This window comes from Streptomyces sp. NPDC046870, assembly GCF_040704595.1.
GTDB lineage: Bacteria > Actinomycetota > Actinomycetes > Streptomycetales > Streptomycetaceae > Streptomyces > Streptomyces argyrophylli.
Window position 1 is genome coordinate 20915 of record NZ_JBEYXM010000036.1, and the last position, 21606, is coordinate 42520.

A 21606-nucleotide genomic window follows, 5' to 3' on the forward strand; every position below is an offset into this window, starting at 1 on the left:
CCCGCAGATCGTTTCCCGCGCGTGGGGCGGCCACTCGATATGGAGTGGAGCCCGGGTGATTACGCAAGGCAGAGTGGGACGGTGAGTGAACTGTGGGCACATACCCTGACGTGGGCGGACGTGGATCCGGCTCGACATCCGTTCGAGATGGACGGCGGCATGGCGGCGGAGTTGGCGGCCCTTGTTGCGCCCTTGCTGCCCAGGCCTGAGGTCGCTCGGGAGGAGCGCTGGCGTTCGCTGGATCCTGTCACCGAGTTCCTGGCGGGCCGGTACGGCCGATGGGCCTGCGGATGGAACTGGTCAGCCGGCGAGGGTGACGTCGACGGAGGTGTCGTCGAGGCGTGGTGCTGTTCATCCGACTCCGTGACAACCCCGGATGCGACTGCCCCGCTGGTTGTTGAGGCACTTAGGGAGTGGCGTGGCTGGCTGGAGGAGCTGGCGGAACGGTTCGCGGCCCTGGCTCCGTCGGGGAACACCCCGGCGTCTACAGCGGACCTCTGGTACTGGGAGCAGGCGTGCACGCGCCTGGTCACCGTGGTGGCTGACCGCACCCAGGCCGAGAGTGGCTGGTACGGGCACTGCATGCAAGTCCTCCGATGGTTCCTCGCCTACAACGGCATCAACGAGGGCCAGGCCGAGGAGATCGTCAAGGCAGCGGTCGGCGGCCAGTTCGGCAGTTGGATCGCACCTGACGATCCGGAGGTCGACGCAGTGAGCTCGCGGTTCGCCAGAGGCGTGGGCGGAATCAGATGACAGCCGGGCCCGGCCAACCGAAGGACAGCCTCGCCGAGTGGCTGCTCATCCGGCCGGAGATCTCCTGGCCATCCTGGCGCGCCGCACGCCTCGCCTCGGAAGCGCCGGCCCGCGACGGCTTCCGGAACTTCTTCATGGCAACGCGAGGCAGACGTGACAGCGAGGGAACCGTGCGGCTCCTGACCCCCCTCGACTTGGCCTTCGCCGACGCTGAGCAGGGCAGGCCGCTGACCTTCGCCCTCATGGCGAAGTGGCAGCGGACCGTGCTGGGCCACGACCGGGTCGGTTTCCGCACGATGCCGGCCTTCGCGAAGGGCGGACGGGAGCGCTACGGTCTTACCCCCGATACGCAGGCGCTGTTCGAGCACTGTCTGTCCGAGAGCGTTGAACCAAATCTGCCCCTCCCCTCACGTGCTGCCCTGGCCTACCTCGACATCCTCTTCTTCCATCCGTTCGAGGACGGCAACGCCCGCGCGGCCATGCTGGCGTTGGCCTTCGTCCTGGCCCGCGAAGGCGTCCTCCTTGACCGCGTTCACCCACTGCAGACCACCCGCTGGGCCGACGACGCAGAAGGCGCGGCCAATCTGGCAATGCTGCTCGGGATCCTGATCACCGCTGCGAAGCGGCGTCCGTCCCACCGCCGCCTGACGCGCCTGGATCAGATGCGCCAGGACCGCAGGGCCTCGGCGACGGCGTAGACGCTCAGCCGGGTGTCCCGGACCTTTCTGACGAGGTCGGACAGGGCGCCGTATGGGGGGTCGATCCCTTCGCCGGACTGATCCATGTACTGAGCGGCTACGAAGGCGGCGAAGAGGCTGTTGCGGTGGGGGAGTGGCTCCAGGCGCACGATCGTGTGCAGGAGCGCGGCCGCGCGCCAGGCGGCATCCGGGTCGGAGGCCTCGAGCGTCGGCATCCGGGTCTTGTGCCGGGCGACGGCCGCCACCAGCGCGGAGTAGTCGCTCACGGTCACGTCTTCGTGCCCGAGGGCGGCCTCCTGGACGTCGAGGAGCCAGGAGACGTCGATGTGGACAACCATCAGGCAGCCGCAGCCCCGTCGCCGCGCTGAGAAGGCGGAATCTCCTCGGGGAACGCCTCGTCGAACTCCCCGCGCAGCCTGTCGGCCCAGGCGGTGGCGCCGGCGACGAACCGCTTGCGGTGCATCTCGCGTACACCGAGGTCGTGCAGGTACTGCTTGAGGCTCTTGCCCTCGGCGGCGGCGGCGGCCCGGACGCCTTCCATTTCCTCGTCGGAGAAGGACACGTTCAGTGATGGCATACCCCGATGGTACCTAGTTGGTACCACGCTCCTCAAGGCCGGTGAGCGTGCTCAGAGCCCCCACACCATCACCGGCGCCTGGACGCGATGGAGGACATCGGCGGCGCAGCAGCCGCGATGATGGCACCGAGGTGGGATGACGCGCTTGCACCGCGCTGGTCGAGTCACCTCACCCTGCCGGCACCGGGCACGCCGACGCAGGAGTATCGCGCAGCCACCTCCGCGCGCCCTGGCCCGGAAGACGATGGAGGCGTGGACGAGCAGGACCAAGGCGATGTCGCCGGACCGGCGCGGCCGCCACTTTCCGCTGCCTGAGCCCGGGGCCCGGGCCCACCGCTGTCCGCCCGGGCCACGCCTGCCCCGCCGCCTGGCACCGTTGTCCTTCTGGTCGCGACGCTCTGACCCGGGATCTGCGGCCCGGCCCGCCGCGCGCCCGGCCGCTTCGCCCTCCGGCAGCCGGCACCGTGCCCTCGCAGCGGCAGGGGACAGGACTACTGACCCGGTGCTCTGCCCGGCTGGTGCTCTGGGGACGTCTGCTCATGCTCAGGCGCGGCGGGCCGGGGCGGGCGCTGCGGAGGCGGGGGCGAGGAACGGGATGCCTGCTCCTTGAGAAGCCAGTCGGCCATGGAACGGACCCGCTGGGCGAGCTCGGCACCCCCAGGGGGAGAAGTCTGCGGTGCGGCAGGAGCGCGCAGGAAGCCGGCCTCGTCGTAGCGGGCTCTGTATGCCGCGCTGGCGCGCCACCAGAGGTAGGGGGCGATGGCGGCGTCGACGGCCGGTGCGAACGAGGCGGTGTGCGTGCGGTGCGGCTGCTGGGCGTCACGCCAGGACATCCCGGCCAGCTCGACGGGGATGTCGGCGACGGCAGGGGTGAAGTCCACGAGCGCGGACGTCACGGTGTGGGAGGGAAGAGAGGCCCCGCCCAGTCGGCTCAGCGTGAACACCACATGCGTGGCCCCCCTGGGTGGAGCCCCGGTTTTGGAAGACCTCTTCGTGGTGGGCGTCCTCGAACGCCTGCTGCCGGGTGGCGTACCACCGGGTACGCGGAAGATTGTCGTGGCCAAGATGCTGCAGCAGCGCCTCGGCCCGCGAGGCGGCGTCCTGGCTCTCGTCGTGGACGTGAGTGTGCAGACGGGGCGGTAGGAAGAGCCGCGTGGCTCCATGCAGAGGCTGGGCGGCCGGATTCAGCATCGCGGCCCGCACCGGACGGTAGAGCGGGAGATAGCCGTCGGCCTCCTGCTCGCCGCGCTCCCCGTAGCGGTAGACGGCATCACGGTGGCCGTCGAGGCCGTCGTGGTCGTTCCTGTGCACGAGCTGCGCCTTGTCGGAGGCCACCTCCACCGCGTCGAAGTAGGCGGCCCACTCGCCGGGCGGCCGGTTGTGGACGTTGCGCCGGGGATGGGGATCCCGGTAGCCGTTCCACCAGCGGGCATCATCGCGGCTGCGTGTGCCGTGATTGATCCACGCGGTGGGGTAGGCCGCGTACAGGGCATCCATGAGCACGCTCGCCAGGCCACGCCGCTGGAAGCCGGGGTACACCTCCAGCATCCATACCCGCACAGCCTGCCCGTCGGGGTGGACATGGAAGTCCAGGCTCCCGGCGGCAGACTGGCCGACCAACGCGACCAGGCGGCGCCCCTCCCACGGCTCACCGACGTCCATCCGGTAGTCGGTCAGCCACAGCGACAGTCCTTCGTCGGGCAGGGCGCCCTCGTCGGCGGACACCGCTAAGGCGTGTCCGGCGGATCTTGCTGCGATCGGGACGTGAAGCAGGTCATCACTACGATCACGGGATGTTTGAGTACCACGGTTGGATCACGGTGAGGCGGACCGCAGCGGATGACGACGATGAGACGCGTCTGCGGCATATCGTCGATGAGCTTGAGCTTCACATCGCCCAGATCGACAGCCCGTACTTGCTCGACCTCAGGTGGATGAACGGTGAGCCGTTCATCCACCTCGGCGGCTACTCCAATCACCGTTCGTCGCCGGATCTTGTGGAGCTGTTCGAGCATGTGGCCGTGGTTGCCCCTGGTTCCTATGGGCTCCTCCACGTTCGCGATGACGAGGATCCGGGCCACGAAAACGAGGTACGCGTGCTCAGGCTCGTTCGGGGGGTAGTCACGCAGCACACGGAGGCGCTGCTGTCTCCCTGCATCCCAACGGTGGAGGATCCCTTCGCCGACTGAGGCGTCTTTGACGGATCATGCTTGGAGCCAGAGGCGTATCGCGGCCAGCGTGACGGTGCCGTGGAAGACGTAGGCTCGCTTGTCGTAGCGGGTGGCGACGGCGCGGAAGCTCTTCAGGCGGTTGATCGTCCGCTCGACTTCGTTGCGGCGCTTGTACTTCTCCTTGCCGAACCCGGCGGGCCGGCCGCCGCGGCTGCCTCGGCGCTGACGGTTGGCTCTCTGGTCCTTCGGCTCGGGAACGGTGTGCTTGATGTGGCGTCTGCACAGGTAGCGGCGGTTCCTGCGGGAGGAGTACGCCTTGTCCGCGCTCAGGTGTCCCGGTCGGGTGCGCGGGCGTCCTTCGCCCTTGCGAGCCACGCGGACGCGTTCGAGTACGGGGATCATCTGTGGTGCGTCGCCCCACTGGCCGGGGGTGACCAGCAGCGCGAGAGGTCTACGACCACCTTCGCTGGCGAGGTGAATCTTGCTCGTCAGACCGCCCCGGGACCTTCCGAGTCCCTCGTCGGTGCGATGCTGCCGGGGCGTGGCTCTTTTTTCGGAATGCGGGGTGTCTTCCTGCGGGCGCCCGCGGCGTGCTGGTGGGCGCGGCAGGACGTCGAGTCGACGCCCACCATGCTCCAGTCGATCCGGCCCTCGGCGTCGGCATCAGCCTGGACAGTGTGGAGGATCCGGTCCCAGGTGCCGTCTGCGGACCAGCGTCTGTGCCGTTCGTAGACCGTCTTCCACCTGCCGAACCTCTCCGGCAGATCCCGCCATGGGATCCCGGTCCGCTCACGGAAAAGGATCCCGTTGATCACCCGGCGGTGACTGGCCCACCGCCCCCCACGCCGTCCATAGAGGGGCAGATGCGGCTCCAGGCGGAGCCATTCCTCGTTCGTCAGATCACCACGGCCCACGACCAACTACACGGCAGGGCAATCCAAAACACTCGTGATCCGCCGGACAGGCCTTAGCCCCCGCCCGAGCCCAACGCCCGCAGCGGGCATCGGGAGCGCCGCCCGACAGCCAGGTGGCACCCCGCGACCAGCACCTCCACCACCACCCTTCTTCGCGTCCTGCACCACCTCGCCAAACACACCGTCCGCCCCCGCAGCGCCGCGATCACCGAACTCATGGCCTACGTCTCCACAGCGGTCACCGCGGGATGGCTGCGCGAACCCGACTCCGACATCCCCCTGTCTGGAGCGGCCTTCGCCGACCGGATCACCGAGCTGATCGAAGCAGCCGCGAACAAGCCGGACACTCTCATCGACTGCCTGCGCGGCCACACCGACCACTGACGCCGACGCGGTGACGCTTGGGTGCGGCGCCCCGTTCCTTGAGGCGGTCTGAGAGCTGGTTCCACCACCAGCCCGGGTTCTACCAACGTGACGTGCAGCCGCTCCCGGCTGCCCCACCCGGCGGATTCTCTGTCAAGTTCAGCATGTTGAGTTTCTGATCTCGAAGGGGACGGGAGCTACCTTCGGGGAGCGGGGGTGGGTTGCCTCATTGTCGCCGGATGTCCCGCACCAGCGCCTGAAGCTTCTCGATCGGCCCCAGATCGGACCGCACGACCGACCGGCCCCGTTTGCCGTCGAGTACGGATGTGGGAGTGGACCAGCGCGGGTCGGACCCCGTCATCTGGCGCCCCCCTGTCAGGGAGCAGGGCTACTCTCACTATGGAGGGAGCGGGGTCGTCGGCCGGGCCGTCAGCGCACTGCGGCGCCGGATTCACCGGCCAGCAGCTCCGCGATCTGGACGGCATTCAGAGCCGCGCCCTTGCGGAGGTTGTCGCAGGCGACGAACAGAGACAAGCCGTTGTCGACCGTCTCGTCAGCGCGGATGCGCCCGACGTACGACGGATCCCTGCCCGCCGCGGCAAGGGGCGTCGGGACGTCGGAGAGGGCCACGCCGGGCGCCTGCGCCAGTACCTCGTTGGCCCGGGCCGGGCTGACGGGCCGCGCGAACCGCGCGTTGATCTGCAGGCAGTGACCGGTGAACACGGGGACGCGTACGCAGGTGGAGGACACTGCCAAGTCCGGAATCGCGAGGATCTTGCGGCTCTCGTCGCGCAGCTTCCGCTCCTCGTCGGTCTCCCCGCTCCCGTCGTCCGCGAGCCTGCCGAGAAGTGGGATCACGTTGTACGCGATGGGCTTGGCGAACACTTCGGGGTGGGGGAAGTCGACCGCCGCGCCGTCGAAGGTGAGCCGGCCGGCCTCGGCCGTGACGTCGTGAAGCTGCCGGTGCAGTTCGGCGACGCCCGCCAGGCCGGCGCCGGAGACCGCCTGGTAGGTGGTGGCGATCAGCGCGGTCAGACCGGCCTCGCGGTGCAGGGGGAGCAGCACGGGCATGGCGACCATGGTTGTGCAATTGGGGTTGGCGATGATGCCCTTGGGCCGGTGGGCGAGGGCGTGGGGGTTGACCTCGGAGACGACCAGGGGCACATCGGGGTCGCCTCGCCAGGCGGAGGAGTTGTCGATCACGACGGCACCCTGTCGGGCGACCCTCTCCGCGAGCGCCAGGGACGTGTTTCGGCCGGCCGAGAACAGGACGACGTCCAGGCCGGTGTAGTCCGCGGTCGTCGCATCTTCGACGGTGACCGCGCCACCCGCCCATGGCAGGGGACGCCCCGCCGACCGGGCCGAGGCGAAGAGCCGTAGGTCACTGACCGGAAAGCGCCGCTCGGCCAGTAGCCGCCGCATGACCCCGCCCACCTGTCCGGTGGCCCCGACGATTCCCACTCTCATGATGCCGTCTCCGTTGCATAGGCTGGCGCTGATTGGCGACAATCTAACAGTTGATTGTCGCCAATATTTATTGTTATTGTCGCCACTACGATTTACAATCTGGTGTGCCGGGTCCTAGCGTCGCTGGCGCGAGGTGGTCCTCCGCAGAAGGAGCAGGGAGTGTCATGAAGCGTCAGACCGTCGAAGTGAAGCTGCGGGAGCGGATCCTGAGCGGAACTCTGGCCCCCGGCGACCGGCTGCCTGAAGTTCAACTGGCCGAGGAGCTCGGTACCACACGGTTCGCGGTCAGAACCGCATTGCAGGCCCTCGAAGCCCGCAAACTGGTCGAGCGCATCCCGAACGCGGGCGTCGTGGTATCCCGGCCCGACTACGACCGCCTGCAGGAGATCTACGATGTACTGGAGCTCCTGGAAGGCCTGGCGGCACGCCTCGCCGCGCAGAAGTCCGCCCCGTCCGACTGGGCCGCGCTCCAGGCGCTGTTCGCCGACGGCGGCCCCTTGGAAGAGGCCGCCGAGAACGGCGACATCGACGCCTTTCTGGCCGGCATCGACCAGTACAGGGACACCGTGATCCGCCTGGCCGACCAGGACTTCCTCACCGAGATGCTGACCGGCGTCCGCGACCAGTCACATCTGCTGCGCCGCCGCATCCTCATGACACCCGGACGCATGCAGGAGAGCCTCGCCGAGCACCGCCAGGTGATCGATGCACTGGTGTGCGGCGACGCCGAGGTCGCCGAGCAGCTCAAGCGTCACAACATGCAGACCGCGCGCACACGGCTGAGTCGTTACCGGGAGTTCCTCCTCTGACCACGGCACAGCCGCACGCGCCTTCCCATCCCCTTGGAAGGAACCGCCGTGCCTCACACCCCTGCCGCGCGCAGGACGGCCCTCAAGGCCCTCCTCGCCGCCGACGAGCCACTGCTCCTGCCCGGAGCCTATGACGCCCTAAGCGCCCAGCTCGCCGAGCGGGCCGGGTTCCGGGCGACGTACATCGGCAGCTTCGCTGCGGCCGCGTCCGGATTCGGGATGCCAGACGTCGGACTGCTCACCCTGAACGACATGGTCGAACAGACCCGGCACGTCGTCGAGGCCACCTCCGTCCCCGTCCTCGCCGACGCAGAGAACGGCTTCTACGACGCCCCCAACATCTGGCGCGCCGTCCAGGCGTTCGAAGCGACAGGAGTGTGCGGCATCCACATCGAGGACAACCTCGGAGGCAAGCACACCTCCACCCCCGCCGGACTGCTGACCCCGCACCAGATGTCCCAGAAGATCCGCGCCGCTGTCGACGCCCGTACTGACCCCGACTTCCTGGTCATCGCACGCTCTGACGCCGCCTGGGTCAACCACGACGCCGAGGAGTGCGTCGAGAGGCTGGAATGCTACATCGCCGCAGGTGCTGACATGGTCTTCGCACCCGCCCTGCCCGCTGCCGCTCTGGCCCGGGCACGCAAGCGGCTGACAGTGCCCGTCATGGTCGCCGGCGACCTGCTCGACGTCCCCGGCGCGGACGTCCCGGCGCACACAGTCAAGGAGTACGGCGACGCCGGCGCAGACGTCATCCTCCTCTGGTACACGCTCATCGGAGCTGCCGCCAAGAACGTGACCGACGTGCTCCACACGCTGCGCGAGCACGCCGACATCGCCGCGGTCGCGGACCGAGTGACGCACCAGCGCGCCTTCGAAGAACTCATGGGCTACGACCGGTTCGAGCAGCGCAGCGCCCGGTACGCTGGGGCGCCCGCCTCGTCGTGACCCGCCAATCTGCGTGCCTCACCTCACGAAAGGAGGCGCCAATGGGCGCCACCGCGGAACAGCACTCCGGGCGGGCACCCGGCGTACGGGAGGGGGCCGGCCCGGCCATCCTCTTCGACGGAGCCCGGATAATCGTGGGCGACGGAGAACGCGTCATAGACGACTGCGCGCTCCTCGTCCGGAACGGCGTCATCGAGGAGATCGGATCCAGGGACGCCCTCACCCCCGACCCCACGCGGACGACGGTCTCCCTCCACGGCAGGACGGTCATGCCGGCCTTGGTCAATCCGCACGGGCACATCGGCTACTGGAAGGGCTCGGGCGCGGACGCCGCGCACTACTCCGCCGACAACATCCTCGACCACCTGCGCCGGCTCGCCTACCACGGCGTCAGCGTCTTCCAGTCCCTGGGGACCGACCGGGACGACACCGAGATTCGCCTCCGTGACCGGCAGCGCAAGGGCGAGTTCGACGACGAGGACCTGGCGGTGCTCTACACCGCCGGCGCCGGCATCGTCGCCCCGACACCGGGCTCGGCCAACGGCGGCCCGTTCTTCGCCGCAGACGCGGTCCACGAGACGACGAGCCCCGAGGACGCCCGCGCGCACGTGCGCGCGCTGGCCGCGAAGAACGCCGACGCCGTCAAGTTCTGGCTGGACGACCGCCACGGCACCAAGGCGCGGTTGCAACCGGACGTTTACCGGGCCATCGTCGACGAGGCTCACGCGCACGGTCTGAAGGCCGCCGCGCACATCTACACCGTCGATGATGCCAAGGAGGCGATTCGCGCGGGCGCCGACATCCTCGCGCACCTGCCGCGGACCCCCGCACCCGACCGCGAGCTCCTCGACCTGCTCACCGAGCTTGACGTCGCCGTCTTCACCTCGCTGAGCATCCAACGGCCGGACGGCGACGGCTGGCTCGACGACCCGGCGCTGGCCGAACTGGTTCCGGCCGACGCGATAGCCGACCTGCGCGCCAAGATCCGCGCCAGTGCGCCACAGCCGCTGTTCGACACGGTGGAGGCGTATCGGCGTATGGAGAGCACACTGCGCACCTTCGTCGACGCCGGCGTGCGGATGGTGTTCTCCGCGGACACCGGCCTGCTGACCCAGGTTCCCGGCTTCGCTGAGCACCGCGAACTCGAGGCACTCGCGGCGGCCGGCGTGCCGTCTCTCACGGTCGTCCAGATGGCCACCCAGCGCCCCGCCGCTCTGCTCGGGCTCGCCGATCGCGGCACTCTTCAGCCGGGCAAGCGGGCGGACTTCCTCGTCCTGAGCGCGGATCCGTTGCGGGACATGACGAACTCCCGCCGGATCGAGTCGGTCTACCTTGCCGGGCGGCCCGTCGACCGGTCGGCCATCCGTGCCCGGGTCATGAGCAGCACCGAAGGGCCCGTGACCTTCTGACCCTCCGAAGCCGACATCCTTTCGAGGCCCTTCCGTTCCCGGCAGGGCCTCGAAGGCGAATCCGCCTACCCGACTACGCTCCGTTGCGCGCCTCGAGCCGGGCACCGTCCGAACGCAGGAGTCGAGCCGTGCCGTCGATGCCCGGGCTGGGCGATGATCTTCGGCCAGCTCCTCGTCGGCTGGATGGAAAGCCACCCCGAACAGAGGCGGGGTGTCGACTACGTCGTCGGCAACCCCACCCACACGGGTCGTCGGCCTCTCCAGCACATCGAAGCGATCATGGACGCCACCTACACGGAGGACGTGACCCGAGCCTTTCCCCTCAGTCCGCCGGGCGGCCACCGGCTGGTGAAGCATGCAGAGACGGCCCGGTCCGCGAACCGCACCCTTGACGACAAGCGCGCGACCGCAGCAGCCCACGCCGCTGCCCTGACCTGGACCGGAGACCCCCGCGACATCAAAGGGGCCACCATCCTCCTCGTCGACGACGTTTTCACCAGCGGCTCTCAGCTCCAGCACGTCGCGCGCCGGCTCCGGGCAACCGGTGCCGCCGACGTCCGTGGACTCGTTCTCGCATGCGTCCCCTGGAGTGGATGACCTCGCTGGTGCTGCACCGATGGCTACGCGCCGCACACAGTCTTCGTCGCATCCGGTCCGCTGCCCTCCCCGCGCCGCCCTGCGACTTCGCCCCCGGCCGAGCCGTGCCGCCGCCCCCCGGATCGCCGGTCCTGGTCCCCGCCGGTCTGCCCCGCCCCCGAGCTGGCCGCCGTTCTACGTCGGTCCCGCCACCGCGCCCCTCTCGGCCGCTGTCGTCCCGCGCGACCCTTGGCCCCAGCCCTGACGTCGGCCGCCGCTGTCCCATCCGTCCCGCTGGGCCCGGCCATCGCCCGGAGCTGCGGCTCCGGGGTCGTCGACCGCCGCCGTGCCCGCCGGCCGCTGCGGCCTCCCGCTGCCCGCCCCGGCTACCGCGCCGCCTGTTCACCGCCCGGGCACCGTCCCCACCCGCCACCGTCCGGGTGCGGGTCAGCAGAGTTGTGGTCCGTTCGGGGCGCTCGGGGAGGAACTGCTGCTCGCTGCCCGCGCCCGTCGCGTCGTCGTGCGCCTGGGTCGGCCGGTCGCCGGTCTCGGTCCGAAACCCCCGCTCCGGGACCGGGGGAAGGGTTGCTGCTCGCCGCGCGCGTTCCGCCCGCTCGGCCGTTGGCCCCGCCGCTGCTTCCTCCCTGCCGCGTCGCGCCGTGCCGACCCGGCAGATCCGCCGACGGGCCCGCTTCTGCCTGCTGTCTGTCCGCGTCGTCCGCCCGCACGCCGCGCGCGGCCGGCCGGCCCGCCCCGGCGGCGTCGGCGCAGGGCTCGGCTTGTGTGCTCAGTCGCCATGTGCCGGCCTGACCGCCCTGCGGCTGCTTGGTCGGTCGCCTCATCCGGGCCCCGCCCCGAGTACGACACCGCAGTCCCGCCCGGCCCCGTGCCTACAGGGCAGCGTCCGCCGAGAAGCACACCAAGTTCGACTGGACATGTGGGCGGCGCTGGAAGGGTTGGCGTGTGTGGGAGTGAGGCTTCCGACGTGTCGCGTGGTGTGTGGGGGGAGCGGCACGGCGTCGTCAGCCGCCCTGTGTCAGGTCGGTGGTCGCGGCGAGGTCGGTGACGATGTCGAGGAGCCGGTGCAGAGCGGGGGAGGTGTTGCCCGGCAGCCACACCATCTCGGTGTGCGCGTAGGCGCCCTTTAGCGGGATGAAGACCACGCCGGTGTGACGGAGGCTGCGTGAGGAGCTGACGAGCCGGGTGACTCCGAGCCCGGCGGCGACTAGGCCGAGAAGGCCCTGCACGCTGGCTTCCTCGTGGATGATGTTCGGTGTGAAGCCTGCTTCTCGGAAGTGCTCGTCGTAGGCGCGGTGCCAGGGTGCCCAGGAACTGCGCGGGGTCATCACCCACGGTTCCGCCGCCAGTTCTGACAGCTCAAGTTCCGTGCGGGCGGCGAGCGGGTGGTCCGCCGGCAGCACTGCGCACACCGGTTCGGTCGTCAGCAGCCTCGACTCCAGGCCGGGGACGAGCGGGGGCCGGGTGAAGGCGACGTCTTGGCGTCCGTCGAAGACGCCCTGCACCAACGGCGCGATGCTCGTGGACTCTGTCGCCAGGTGCACGTCCGGCAGCTCGCGGCGCACGGCCCGAACGACGGGCGGCAGAAGCTGGTTGGCGACGGTGGTCAGGAACGCGAGCCGGAGGTTCCCGACCTCACCCCGCAGGGCCCGGGACACCACGGCGACGGCCTCATCGGCCCGGTCGACGACGGCACGCGCCTCCTGGACGAACAGGGCGCCGATGTCCGTCAGGTCCGTTCCTCTGCTGTCGCGGTCGAAAAGCCTCGCGCCGAGCATGCGCTCCAGGGCGCTGATCTGCTGGGACAGCGACTGCTGCGCGATCATCAGGCGGCTGGCGGCCCGTGTGAAGCTCCGTTCCTCCGCGAGAACGAGGAAGTAGCGCAAATGTCGCAGCTCGGGAGTGGTCACAGGAACAGACTGTAGCTCCGGTAGTCAGCATGTGTTGGACCGGGACGCAGACCGTCGCGCAGTGTGGTCACCGAGCCGATACCGGCAGACGGCACAGACCGGGCAGTAGGGCGATGACGCGCAGGGCGAAGAGCCACGAGTGTCCGACCGCCGGCGTGTTTCCTCCGGGCGGCGTCCGGGTCAGGCGACGACCACGCGCGACAATCAGGAAAGAGATCATGCAGGCATCCCGCATCACCACCCCGTTCACCGCCGGCACCACCGCCGCTGAGGCCGTGGCGGACGTTCGGCTCACGGGGCGACGCGCCATCGTCACCGGCGGTTCGTCGGGTATCGGCGTGGAGACCGCCCGGGCCCTGGCCCTCGCAGGCGCCGAGGTGACCCTGGCGGTGCGGAACATCGGGGCGGGCGAGAAGACGGCCGAGGACATCCGCGCCACCACCGGAAGCCGGCTAGTCCGTGTCGCTCCGCTCGACCTGTCCGACCAGCAGTCGGTCGCCGCGTTCGTCACCGCCTGGGAAGGCCCCCTGGACATCCTGATCAACAACGCCGGTATTGCGGCGACCCCGCAGACGCGGACGCCGGAGGGCTGGGAACTGCAGTTCGCCACCAATCACCTCGGCCACTTCCTCCTCGCGACCGGCCTGCACGGCGCACTGGCAGCCGCCGGCCGGTCCCGGGTCGTGTCTCTGAGCTCGAACGCCCACCTGTACGCACCGATGGTCTTCGAGGACATCGGCTTCCGGACGCGGCCGTACGACCCCATGCTCGCCTACGGGGAATCGAAGACTGCGACCGCGCTGTTCGCGGTCGAGGCGAACAGGCGCTGGTCCACTGACGGCATCACCGTCAACGCCGCCAACCCGGGTGCGGTCACCACCAACCTCGGGCGTCACCTCACCGAAGAGGACATCGCTCAACTGCCCGCGTACGACTACAGGACCCCGGAACAGGGCGCCGCTTCCTCCGTGCTGGTCGCGACGTGGCCGGAGCTGGAAGGCATCGGCGGTCGGTACTTCGAGGGCTGCAACGAGGCATTGCCGTTCACCCCTGACAAGCCGACGCAGGGCGTCGCCGACCACGCCCTCAATCCGGAGGCGGCCGCGCGCCTGTGGCAGGTCTCGCTCGACATGCTCTCCGCCGGACGAGGCTGACTTCACGGCTGCCCACCGGACGCCAGGCGGCGGCCGGCGCCGCGTCACCGGGCGCATTGGGCATGAAGTTCCTGGGCGGAGAGGAAGCCGTCCCGCGTGCCCCACGTGACCCTCACCGTGTCCCAGCGAGGTGCGCTGCGCAGGCTGCCCACACCCGCGCCAAACGGCCCGTCCACGAACGGCAGGACGTCGGCGTCGAGGATCCGGGCACCCCGATCACCAACTCAAACACGTACATCACCACACCCGGCCATGGAGCTGGAAGGGAAAACCATGTCACTGCAGTTCGCGGGCAAGACGGCCCTGGTCACCGGAGGTGGCTCCGGTATCGGGAGGGCGACGACTCTGGCGCTCGCCGCCGAGGGTGCGCTCGTCACTGTTTCGGGACGTACCGAAGAGAACCTTAAGGAGACCGTGCGCCTGGTCGAGGCCGCCGGTGGCTCCGCCCGCTACATCGTGGCCGATGTGTCCGACGAGTCCATGGTGGAAGCCATGGTCCACGCGGCCGTTGGTGACACGGGACGGCTGGACTTCGCCGTGAACAACGCGGGTTATGACGGAGAGTTTCAGCTCACCACGGACTACTCGACCGAGATGCTGGACCATATGATCGCCGTCAACATCCGCGGCGTCTTCCTGTCGATGAAGCACGAACTCCGGCAGATGGTGGCGCAGGGCTTCGGCTCGGTGGTGAACATGTCGTCCGGCGCGGGCCTGGTAGGTGTATCCGGATTCTCCGGATACACAGCCACCAAGGCCGCGGAGATCGGCATGACCAAGAGTTCGGCGCTCGAGGTCGCATCGCAGGGCATCCGGGTCAACGCGCTGTGCCCCGGTCTGGTCGACATACCGATGATCGCGACGATGGATCCGAACGAGGAACCCATGAAGTCGATCATCGCGGCCCACCCCATGGGCCGGATCGCCAGCGCGCAGGAGGTCGCCGACGCCGTGGTCTGGCTCTGCTCGGAGAAGGCGGGCTTCATCACGGGCGTGGCGCTGCCGATCGACGGCGGATACTCGGTGCCGTGATCGGGCGGTCCGCGTACTGCTTCTGCGGCTCGCCAACCGTCACGGTCTGACCCGCCGAGCCACGCAGGCGTGAGGCCCGAATGCGGCAGCGGCTGCGCGAACGGGGAGCCCCAACTGCCCACGGCCTTCACCTATCCGATGAGGGAAAGAGATCATGCCGTTGAACGACGAGTACGAACCGAGTGCCTTGAACATCGCCCGGAGCCAGGTCGCGCTCTTCGAGAGCAGTAACGGTGCCGAGGGGAATACGATCGCCGGCCGACCCGTGGTCGTCTTGACGATGCGTGGCAAGAAGACAGGGAAGATCCGCAAGACCCCGGTGATGCGGGTGGAAAACGCGGGGCGCTATGCCCTGGTCGCCTCCATGGGCGGAGCGCCCCGGCATCCGGCCTGGTACCACAACGTCATGAGTCACCCGCGAGTGGAGCTTCAGGACGGGCCCCGGCGGCGCGAGTACCTCGCTCACGAGGCCGAGGGCCGTGAGCGGGATGAGTGGTGGAAGCGGGCGGTCGAAGCCTTCCCCGACTATGCGGAATACCAGCGGAGCACGGATCGGCTGATCCCGGTGCTCGTTCTGGAACCCGTGACGCGCTGACCGTCAGGCAGATAACGGCAGGACCGCCGACCGCGAGGCGTACCCCACGCGGACGACAGACACCACCGCCGGTGTGGGCCGTCTCTGTTTCTCCGCCGTCAGTGCGGCGGACCTGTCAGGTGGGGCACGTCGGCGGTGGGAGAGATCGGACCGGATACGGTGCCAGCGCGTGGGGTGCCGCCATCGGCTGGAGGCGTCGTCGGCGATGTCGACGCCGACTTCCACCACAAACTCGGGTTCCACCATCGTGACACTCAGCCGCTCCTGGCTGCCCCAACCGGCGGAGAACGACCAGCCTGTCCATGGATGCCCGCACCGCCCCGCAGTGAGTAGGCCGGCGACTGCGGCGCCTGCCGTCCGGGCGAGGGTGGTGGTGCGGCCGACGCACTGAAGGCCGCCTTCAGGGTCGTGCCTGCCGAGCAGCAGCGTCCGCAGGGCGGTCAGGGAGCCGGTGACCGCGCCCGATCGCCGCACTCGTCTCGCGAACCTTGTACTTCTGCCAGCCTCGCACCGACGGCTGGTAAGCATCGGTGAGCCTTTTGACGACCACGCCCTCCATTCCGACCGACGCCCACGTCAGCCACCCGCGCACGATGTCTAGGTCGGTGGTCGACGGGCGCAGCGCCCACGGCGCCGACAGCTGCTGGGCGGCGAAGACGGATTCCGACGCCGTTCTGCGCCGCGGTAGGGCCACCCGGTCGTGCCCGCGCCGGGCCAGCCGGTTCTGCAACCGCTCGAACGCGAGCCGGCCCGCGGCGTCCCAGACGACGAGTTCGCCGTCCAAGGGAGTCGCAGTAGCTGCACGGCTTCGGCCACGACCTCCGGAAACGCCGCGCTCATCTCGGTGCCACGCCGGGAGCGCAATACCACCCTGCCCGCGTCGACCAAGACGGCTGCCCGGAACCCGTCCCACTTCGGCTCGGCTGCCCACCCGGAGGGCAGCACAGGGCTGTCCACGGCCACGGTCAGCATCGGTTCGGGCAAGGACCACGGCATGGCGAGATGCCTTCCACAGGAGTCACGGCAGTCAGCGAGAAGACTCCGGTGCCGGGGCGGCGGCCAGCCGCGGATCAGGCGGTTGCACCGGCGCAGGCCAGGGATCGAGCCCAGGGGCCTGTCGGCCGGCGGCCGGCAGGCGGATGAACCCCTGTCGGGGATCAGGAGGCGCCGCAGGGGGTGTCGTTGTTGCGGAGGCTGTGGGTGGTGTCGTTGAGCTGGTAGGAGCGCAGGTCGCTGATGGTGCCGCCTTCGCGTCCGACGCAGACACCCACCACACCCTGGACGGCGCCGTCGTCCGGACGGCCCTGCTCGACCTCGTCGTCCGGCTCGGCCTCCAGCTCCGTCACCGCGGCCAGGCCGCTCGCGCCCTCAATCTGACCCTGCGCTTCGCGGGCGGCACCACGTGGGAGAAGACCCGCCGCCTGCCCGCGCCCTCCGCTCACGAGGACGACCTGCGCACGCTCGCCTACCAGCTGATGGACGCCGCCGACCTGCAACGCGCCCGCCTGACCGGCATCGTGCTGAGGGGCGAGGACCTCATCGACGCCGGCCAGGTCGCCGAGCAGATCAGCCTCGACGCCGCACGGGAGTCCCGGATCGTCGCCGAGCAGGCCATGGACCGCATCCGGAAGAAGTTCGGACCCGACTCCATCGGGCCGGCCACCGTCGCGCCCCTGCGCCGGGCCTCATGACCGCTTCAGAACCGCGTCGCAGGACCCGGAAACCGCTGTGTCCCGGAGGCGGTACGCCCCCACCGCGACCTCGTCACGCCCGGCCACAGTGGCAGCGATGCCGCGCGATGGTGATGCATCCAGCGCGGCAGGTGCCGGGGAACGGCTGGTAAGGGAAGGCCATCGCGTTGTAGCCGCGCTGCCGGAGCGGTTGCTTGGCGGCCTGTTCTGCTTGGCGTCCGTTCGCTTCCCGATCATGCATCCTCCCCAGGTGACATGTATGGTGTGCTACATACTATCTAGGTAGAGCTCGACCCCAAGAGCATGGCCGTCCCGGGGAGGAGGAAGCAGCGGTCAGGAACGCGTCTCGACGACCCGTGACTGTTCCCGCCGGACCGCCTCGCCGGTGCGCGGGCCAACGCCGACACGGCCGCAGCGCGTGACCCTTCGGGCTCACTGGCACACCCGTACCCCGGCATCGGGCCGCCCGCTGGACCACCGGCGCAAGCCCGACGCTGACCGCTTCCCCGGCACGCCGCTCGTGGAGGCGTCATGTCCGCGACCCGCGCCGCCCTCTTCCGCGGCACAGGATCACCTCTGTCCGTCGACACGATCTGGACGAAAGACGATGACATTGCCTGCCCTGGTCCTCGTTCACGGCTCTTTCCACCGCAAGGAGATGTGGAACGCTCTGATCGAAGAGCTTCCCGACGTCGACATCCGCACCATCCAGCTCCCTTCCAGTGCTCCGGTGCCCGTCGATCAGCTGGGAAGCATGTACGAGGACGCGCAGGCCGTCAAAGACCTGGCTCTGGCCGTCGACGGCCCGGTTGTCGTCTGCGCACACTCCTACGGGGGCGTCCCCGTCAGCGAAGGGCTCGCGGGAATCAGTACGGTGAAGCACATCGTCTATTTGAATTCCTTCCTGTTGGACATTGGCGAGTCCATGCTCGGCAATCGGGGCGGAATCTACCCACCCCACTGGGGAGTCCACGAGAGGGAGCAGTACGTGGAAATGATCGGCGCCGAGAAAGTCTTCTACAACGACCTGTCCCGGCGAGACGCAGAAAGAGCGGCGGGCGCTTTGGGGCCCCAATCACTCCTCTCCATGCAGCAGCCCCTCACTCGGGCGGCCTGGCACGATACCGCGAGCACCTATGTGATCGGCGAAAGGGACGCAGGCCTTCCCGTTCCCATGCGCGAAAAATTCGCTGCACGTTCCGGGAACGTGCGGAGAATTGACACATCGCATTCCCCGTTCTACTCCCGACCCGCTGAAACTGCGGCACTCCTGCGGGAAGCGCTCACGGGCAAGCTGACACAGACCTCGGGTCGGCAATGAACAGCTCCTTCGTCATCGGCAGGGTCTTGTACGACGACGAGGGTGCTTGCCGAGGCCGTCGTCGCGGGCATGGAGGAGCCATGATCACCTCCCGCGCCGTGCACAGCCCCGCTCCGTATGAGTTGGTAAGCACCGTCGGCGAGCCAGGCCATGGTGCGCCCGACGGTCCACCGGTGACGGCCCATTCGGTGCGGGGGTTCGATGCCTTTGCGGGTTGACGGGGTCGTACGTTCCATCACTAACGCCGACTTGCTTTTGGAAAGCGGTGACTACGACGAGCAGGAACAAGCTTGGTTCACCGCAGGAGCGGGCAGAGTGCCCGTACTGGCGCTCGAGGCGACCTCTGGCCTGGCGCGCGAAGGGAAACTGCTCGCCGTCGCCGACACGGGAGCGAGTGCCGCGCAGCACCTGATGCGGTACTGGCGGTACTTCTACGACACGCAGGCAGCGGACGACTGCCAAGGCGGCTGCCCGGTCGTTAATCTGGATGTGGAGATCTTCGACCTGTCGGAGGCCATGCGCGTCGCGACGAAGGCCGGAAGCGCGGAGACAGCCGACCGGATCGAGCGGATGATCGTTCGCGGCGCGGCGGACGGGTCCGTGTCCGTCGATGACAGTTCTCGCGCCACTGCCGAGGCCCTCTAAAGACCTGTGGATCGGGGAGCATGATCGCGTAAATACGCGGCAGCTCCGGTCAACTCGACCGCGCCATGGTGGTCACCCGCCAGGCTTTGCACATCTGACGAATCCCCGCTGCCCGGGGGCTCAACGAGGCTCACTAGTGGACCGGAAGAGTAGACCGGTCTAGAAGGATTCACCATGACTACCGAGCTCATTTACACCGACGCGAGCGGACTCGCCGAGCTGCTCCGTACCAGGAAGGTGTCTTCCGTCGAGGTGGTGCAGGCTCATCTCGACCGCATCGAAGCCACCAATCCGAGGATCAACGCCATCGTCACGCTCGCCGACGGCGCGCTGGAGGCCGCGAGGGCGGCGGACGAGGAGCTCGCGGCAGGTGGGGAAGTGGGCCCGCTTCACGGCGTGCCGTTTACGGTCAAGGATTCGTTCGACACCGCCGGAGTGCTCACCCAGCGCGGTTCGCCGATCTTCGCGGGGCGCGTCCCGGACACCGATGCCACCGCTGTGGCACGCATGAAACAGGCCGGCGCGATTCTGCTGGCGAAGACCAATCTCCCGGAATTCTCGTTCTGGATCGAGTCCGACAACCTCCTGACGGGCAGGACGAACAATCCCTGGGACCTTGACCGCTCGCCCGGCGGTTCGAGCGGCGGGGAGTCCGCGGCCATCGCGGCCGGGATGTCGCCGCTGGGACTCGCGAGCGACCTGTCCATCTCGGTGCGGGGGCCGGCGGCCGACACCGGTGTCGTGTCCTTCAAGCCGACGCACGGGCGCATCCCGATGACAGGGATCTGGCCGCGGGAGCCGCGTCGCAACTGGCACGCCGGTCCCATGGCCCGCAGCGTCCGAGATCTCGCACTGGCCTATTCCTTGCTGGCTGGTCCGGACGGCGCGGACGGCTTTTCCACCGCCCCGCGCGAGTTCGACACCGGGCTGGGCGGCTCACCGGACCGGCCGGTGCGTGTGGGCTGGCTGGTTGACTCGGGACTCGGTCCGACCGACCCGGAGGTCGCAGCAACCGTGCGCGCGGCCGCCGACGCCTTGCAGACGGCGGGGGCCCGGGTCGACGCCGTGAGCATCCCGGCCCTCGAGCGGGACAACCCTCTCGAATTGTGGAACAAGCTAATGGTGATGGAGGTCAGGCCGGCCTTCCGGAAGGTCACTGCGCGCCACGAGGACCAGATGTTCAGTTACTCGAAGTTCCTGGAGGGCTTGCCTGACACGTCCGTGGAGGACTACGTCGAGGCTGAACAGGGCGTCGAGCGGCTCCGGGACGGTTTCGCGGAGTACTTCCGGCAGTACGACGTGCTGCTGCTCCCGGTGACGACGATCCCCGCGCACGCGCACGGGCTCACCGAGTTCACCCTGGACGGCCGGACGATGGGCGCCTTCCACGTGTCATCGACGACCGTCCCGTTCAATCACACGGGACATCCGGCGCTCTCCATGCGGTTCGGCACGAGCAGCGACGGCATGCCGATCGCCGTGCAGGTGGTGGCCAACCTGCACGCCGAGTCGACGGTCCTGCACATCGCTTCGCTGCTGGAGACACTAAGCCCGGTCCGCGACCAGCACCCCGCCCTTTGACGGCCGAGGACGAAACAATCACGACTACGCGAGGAAGCTCCACCGCAGTAGTGCTTCGGAGTCCGCTGAAAGGCCGGTGGAGGCGGGCACCAGTAGCCGCCCTTGTGCCCCTTACCTGCCGCGGTACGGGGGGCTCGGACCTTCCTGTGTGTTCGCGCCGGGGTGTTCCTCGCCTCCGCGACCGGCCGTGGACGCAACGCTGATCGACCGGCGGCTGCATCTGCCCACGTCTTGGACGGACGAGCGGGAACGCTGCCATCAGGCGGGGCCGGCGCAGGAGCGCGCCCTGGACGACTACCAGGTCCGCCGCTATCCCGGCTGGCACCGCCACATACCCCTGGTTCATGGCCACCCGCGCCTGCATGACCGTCCTGCCGGTCCGAGAGCTGGATGCGGGCAGAGCAGAAACGGATCCTCCCAGCTCATCCACAACAGCCTCGCCGAGATAGACGATTGATCACCCGACACACCGACCGCCGTCCCACCCCGGTCGACCAGGTTCTGCACTGGTCGTCATGGCGCTGGAAAACGCGATCGTGCGGCGGGCTCGCTTGAGTTATACCCTAAATGAGTACCCCTGTAGGCAATAGTCAGAAGAAATCGTTACAATGACACTTTTCATGTAACGACCTGGCACCCGCCTCAGTTGTGCCAGACCTCATCCAAGGTATGTCAGGAGCAGTGGCAAAAGGTCACTCAGAGCATCCGGGACATGCAGAGCAAGTACAGTGTCGACCTGAAGATCGGACCGCTTATCACGAGCGACCATCGGTCGTTCTGGGTGATTGAAGCGGATGACTACTAGAAGGTGCGAAGTACGTCACCGACTCCGGGTGGATTCAGTGGAACTCCGTTACCACGCTCCCCGTGATCGATTGGGAGACTGCTACCAGCGAAGTCGACGCATTCGAACCCATTTCGGACTCGCCCGAGTCAATGACATAGGGCACGGGGAGACCAGTCCGCAAGGTCAC

General features: G+C 68.7%; 21 protein-coding genes and 3 pseudogenes. 16 read left to right on the forward strand and 8 right to left on the reverse strand.

The genetic code is table 11. The features are described from left to right. The first annotated feature begins 81 nt into the window (after positions 1-81). On the forward strand, positions 82-753 hold the full coding sequence (locus tag AB0946_RS38810) for a hypothetical protein (protein WP_366765441.1): 672 nt from the start codon (positions 82-84) through the stop codon (positions 751-753). After that, positions 750-1451 carry a Fic family protein gene (locus AB0946_RS38815; RefSeq protein WP_366765442.1) on the forward strand — a complete coding sequence of 234 codons (702 nt, stop codon included), beginning with the start codon at positions 750-752 and terminating at the stop codon, positions 1449-1451. The genes AB0946_RS38810 and AB0946_RS38815 overlap by 4 nt, the downstream gene beginning before the upstream one ends. Here AB0946_RS38815 and AB0946_RS38820 read toward each other — a convergent pair. The 3 genes from AB0946_RS38820 to AB0946_RS38830 all read right to left on the reverse strand — a co-directional run bounded on the left by AB0946_RS38820 (position 1412) and on the right by AB0946_RS38830 (position 3753). Further along, a complete protein-coding gene (locus tag AB0946_RS38820) occupies positions 1412-1789 on the reverse strand; it encodes a toxin Doc (RefSeq protein ID WP_366765443.1) in 378 nt (125 codons plus the stop codon). The two genes, AB0946_RS38815 and AB0946_RS38820, sit on opposite strands and share 40 nt — an antisense overlap. Further along, on the reverse strand, positions 1789-2028 hold the full coding sequence (locus AB0946_RS38825) for a hypothetical protein (protein ID WP_058084289.1): 240 nt from the start codon (positions 2026-2028) through the stop codon (positions 1789-1791). The genes AB0946_RS38820 and AB0946_RS38825 overlap by 1 nt, the downstream gene beginning before the upstream one ends. Positions 2029-2847: 819 nt before the next feature. After that, positions 2848-3753 (reverse strand): GNAT family N-acetyltransferase, encoded by a 906-nt coding sequence (locus AB0946_RS38830; protein WP_366765444.1) that lies wholly within the window; start codon positions 3751-3753, stop codon positions 2848-2850. A 68-nt stretch (positions 3754-3821) separates the two neighbouring features. Here AB0946_RS38830 and AB0946_RS38835 point away from each other — a divergent pair, with 68 nt between their 5' ends. Further along, positions 3822-4217, forward strand: coding sequence for an Imm7 family immunity protein (locus tag AB0946_RS38835; protein WP_366765445.1), 396 nt, complete (start codon positions 3822-3824; stop codon positions 4215-4217). Between the two features lie 15 nt (positions 4218-4232). On the opposite strand, the gene AB0946_RS38840 is transcribed toward AB0946_RS38835, so the two are convergent. Next, positions 4233-5113, reverse strand: a protein-coding gene (locus tag AB0946_RS38840; RefSeq protein ID WP_366765446.1) for an IS5 family transposase whose coding sequence is annotated in 2 segments (ribosomal slippage) — positions 4233-4753 and positions 4753-5113 — 882 coding nt in all. Because the reading frame shifts where the segments join, the coding sequence is not laid out codon by codon here. Positions 5114-5329: 216 nt separating this feature from the next. Here AB0946_RS38840 and AB0946_RS38845 point away from each other — a divergent pair. Beyond that, entirely contained in the window at positions 5330-5497 is a 168-nt protein-coding gene (locus AB0946_RS38845; RefSeq protein WP_366765447.1) for a hypothetical protein, read from the forward strand. Positions 5498-5905: 408 nt separating this feature from the next. Here the strand turns inward: AB0946_RS38845 and AB0946_RS38850 are convergent, their stop codons facing one another. Beyond that, positions 5906-6943, reverse strand: coding sequence for an aspartate-semialdehyde dehydrogenase (locus AB0946_RS38850; protein ID WP_366765448.1), 1038 nt, complete (start codon positions 6941-6943; stop codon positions 5906-5908). 164 nt (positions 6944-7107) lie between these two features. On the opposite strand from AB0946_RS38850, the gene AB0946_RS38855 reads away from it, so the two are divergent. The 4 genes from AB0946_RS38855 (at position 7108) to AB0946_RS38870 (ending at position 10706) form a co-directional block, all read left to right on the forward strand. Next, a complete protein-coding gene (locus AB0946_RS38855) occupies positions 7108-7752 on the forward strand; it encodes a GntR family transcriptional regulator (RefSeq protein WP_366765449.1) in 645 nt (214 codons plus the stop codon). A 48-nt stretch (positions 7753-7800) separates the two neighbouring features. After that, positions 7801-8700 (forward strand): isocitrate lyase/phosphoenolpyruvate mutase family protein, encoded by a 900-nt coding sequence (locus tag AB0946_RS38860; protein WP_366765450.1) that lies wholly within the window; start codon positions 7801-7803, stop codon positions 8698-8700. Between the two features lie 41 nt (positions 8701-8741). Beyond that, positions 8742-10109: an amidohydrolase family protein gene (locus AB0946_RS38865; protein ID WP_366765451.1), complete on the forward strand. Its 1368-nt coding sequence runs from the start codon at positions 8742-8744 to the stop codon at positions 10107-10109. 153 nt (positions 10110-10262) lie between these two features. Next, a complete protein-coding gene (locus AB0946_RS38870; protein WP_366765452.1) occupies positions 10263-10706 on the forward strand; it encodes a phosphoribosyltransferase family protein in 444 nt (147 codons plus the stop codon). A 1001-nt stretch (positions 10707-11707) separates the two neighbouring features. Here AB0946_RS38870 and AB0946_RS38875 read toward each other — a convergent pair. Next, entirely contained in the window at positions 11708-12613 is a 906-nt protein-coding gene (locus AB0946_RS38875; RefSeq protein ID WP_366765453.1) for a LysR family transcriptional regulator, read from the reverse strand. A gap of 218 nt (positions 12614-12831) precedes the next feature. Between AB0946_RS38875 and AB0946_RS38880 the strand changes: the two genes are divergently transcribed. The 3 genes from AB0946_RS38880 (at position 12832) to AB0946_RS38890 (ending at position 15394) form a co-directional block, all read left to right on the forward strand. Beyond that, positions 12832-13767 carry an SDR family NAD(P)-dependent oxidoreductase gene (locus AB0946_RS38880; protein WP_366765454.1) on the forward strand — a complete coding sequence of 312 codons (936 nt, stop codon included), beginning with the start codon at positions 12832-12834 and terminating at the stop codon, positions 13765-13767. Between the two features lie 252 nt (positions 13768-14019). Then, positions 14020-14799: a glucose 1-dehydrogenase gene (locus tag AB0946_RS38885; RefSeq protein ID WP_366765455.1), complete on the forward strand. Its 780-nt coding sequence runs from the start codon at positions 14020-14022 to the stop codon at positions 14797-14799. Positions 14800-14953: 154 nt separating this feature from the next. Further along, entirely contained in the window at positions 14954-15394 is a 441-nt protein-coding gene (locus AB0946_RS38890) for a nitroreductase family deazaflavin-dependent oxidoreductase (protein ID WP_366765456.1), read from the forward strand. Positions 15395-15794: 400 nt separating this feature from the next. Here AB0946_RS38890 and AB0946_RS38895 read toward each other — a convergent pair whose 3' ends face one another. Continuing rightward, positions 15795-16178 carry a hypothetical protein gene (locus AB0946_RS38895; protein ID WP_366765457.1) on the reverse strand — a complete coding sequence of 128 codons (384 nt, stop codon included), beginning with the start codon at positions 16176-16178 and terminating at the stop codon, positions 15795-15797. 74 nt (positions 16179-16252) lie between these two features. Next, positions 16253-16390: pseudogene (locus tag AB0946_RS38900) on the reverse strand (ATP-dependent DNA ligase); the annotation flags it as partial. Between the two features lie 275 nt (positions 16391-16665). Here AB0946_RS38900 and AB0946_RS38905 point away from each other — a divergent pair. The 5 genes and pseudogenes from AB0946_RS38905 to AB0946_RS38925 all read left to right on the forward strand — a co-directional run. Beyond that, positions 16666-17085: pseudogene (locus AB0946_RS38905) on the forward strand (hypothetical protein); the annotation flags it as partial. A gap of 607 nt (positions 17086-17692) precedes the next feature. After that, a complete protein-coding gene (locus AB0946_RS38910) occupies positions 17693-18406 on the forward strand; it encodes an alpha/beta hydrolase (protein ID WP_366765458.1) in 714 nt (237 codons plus the stop codon). Between the two features lie 315 nt (positions 18407-18721). After that, a complete protein-coding gene (locus tag AB0946_RS38915; RefSeq protein WP_366765459.1) occupies positions 18722-19051 on the forward strand; it encodes a hypothetical protein in 330 nt (109 codons plus the stop codon). A gap of 174 nt (positions 19052-19225) precedes the next feature. Then, positions 19226-20632, forward strand: coding sequence for an amidase (locus AB0946_RS38920; RefSeq protein WP_366765460.1), 1407 nt, complete (start codon positions 19226-19228; stop codon positions 20630-20632). 274 nt (positions 20633-20906) lie between these two features. Then, positions 20907-21081 (forward strand): annotated as a pseudogene (locus AB0946_RS38925) (IS701 family transposase); the annotation flags it as partial. Positions 21082-21606 lie beyond the last annotated feature (525 nt).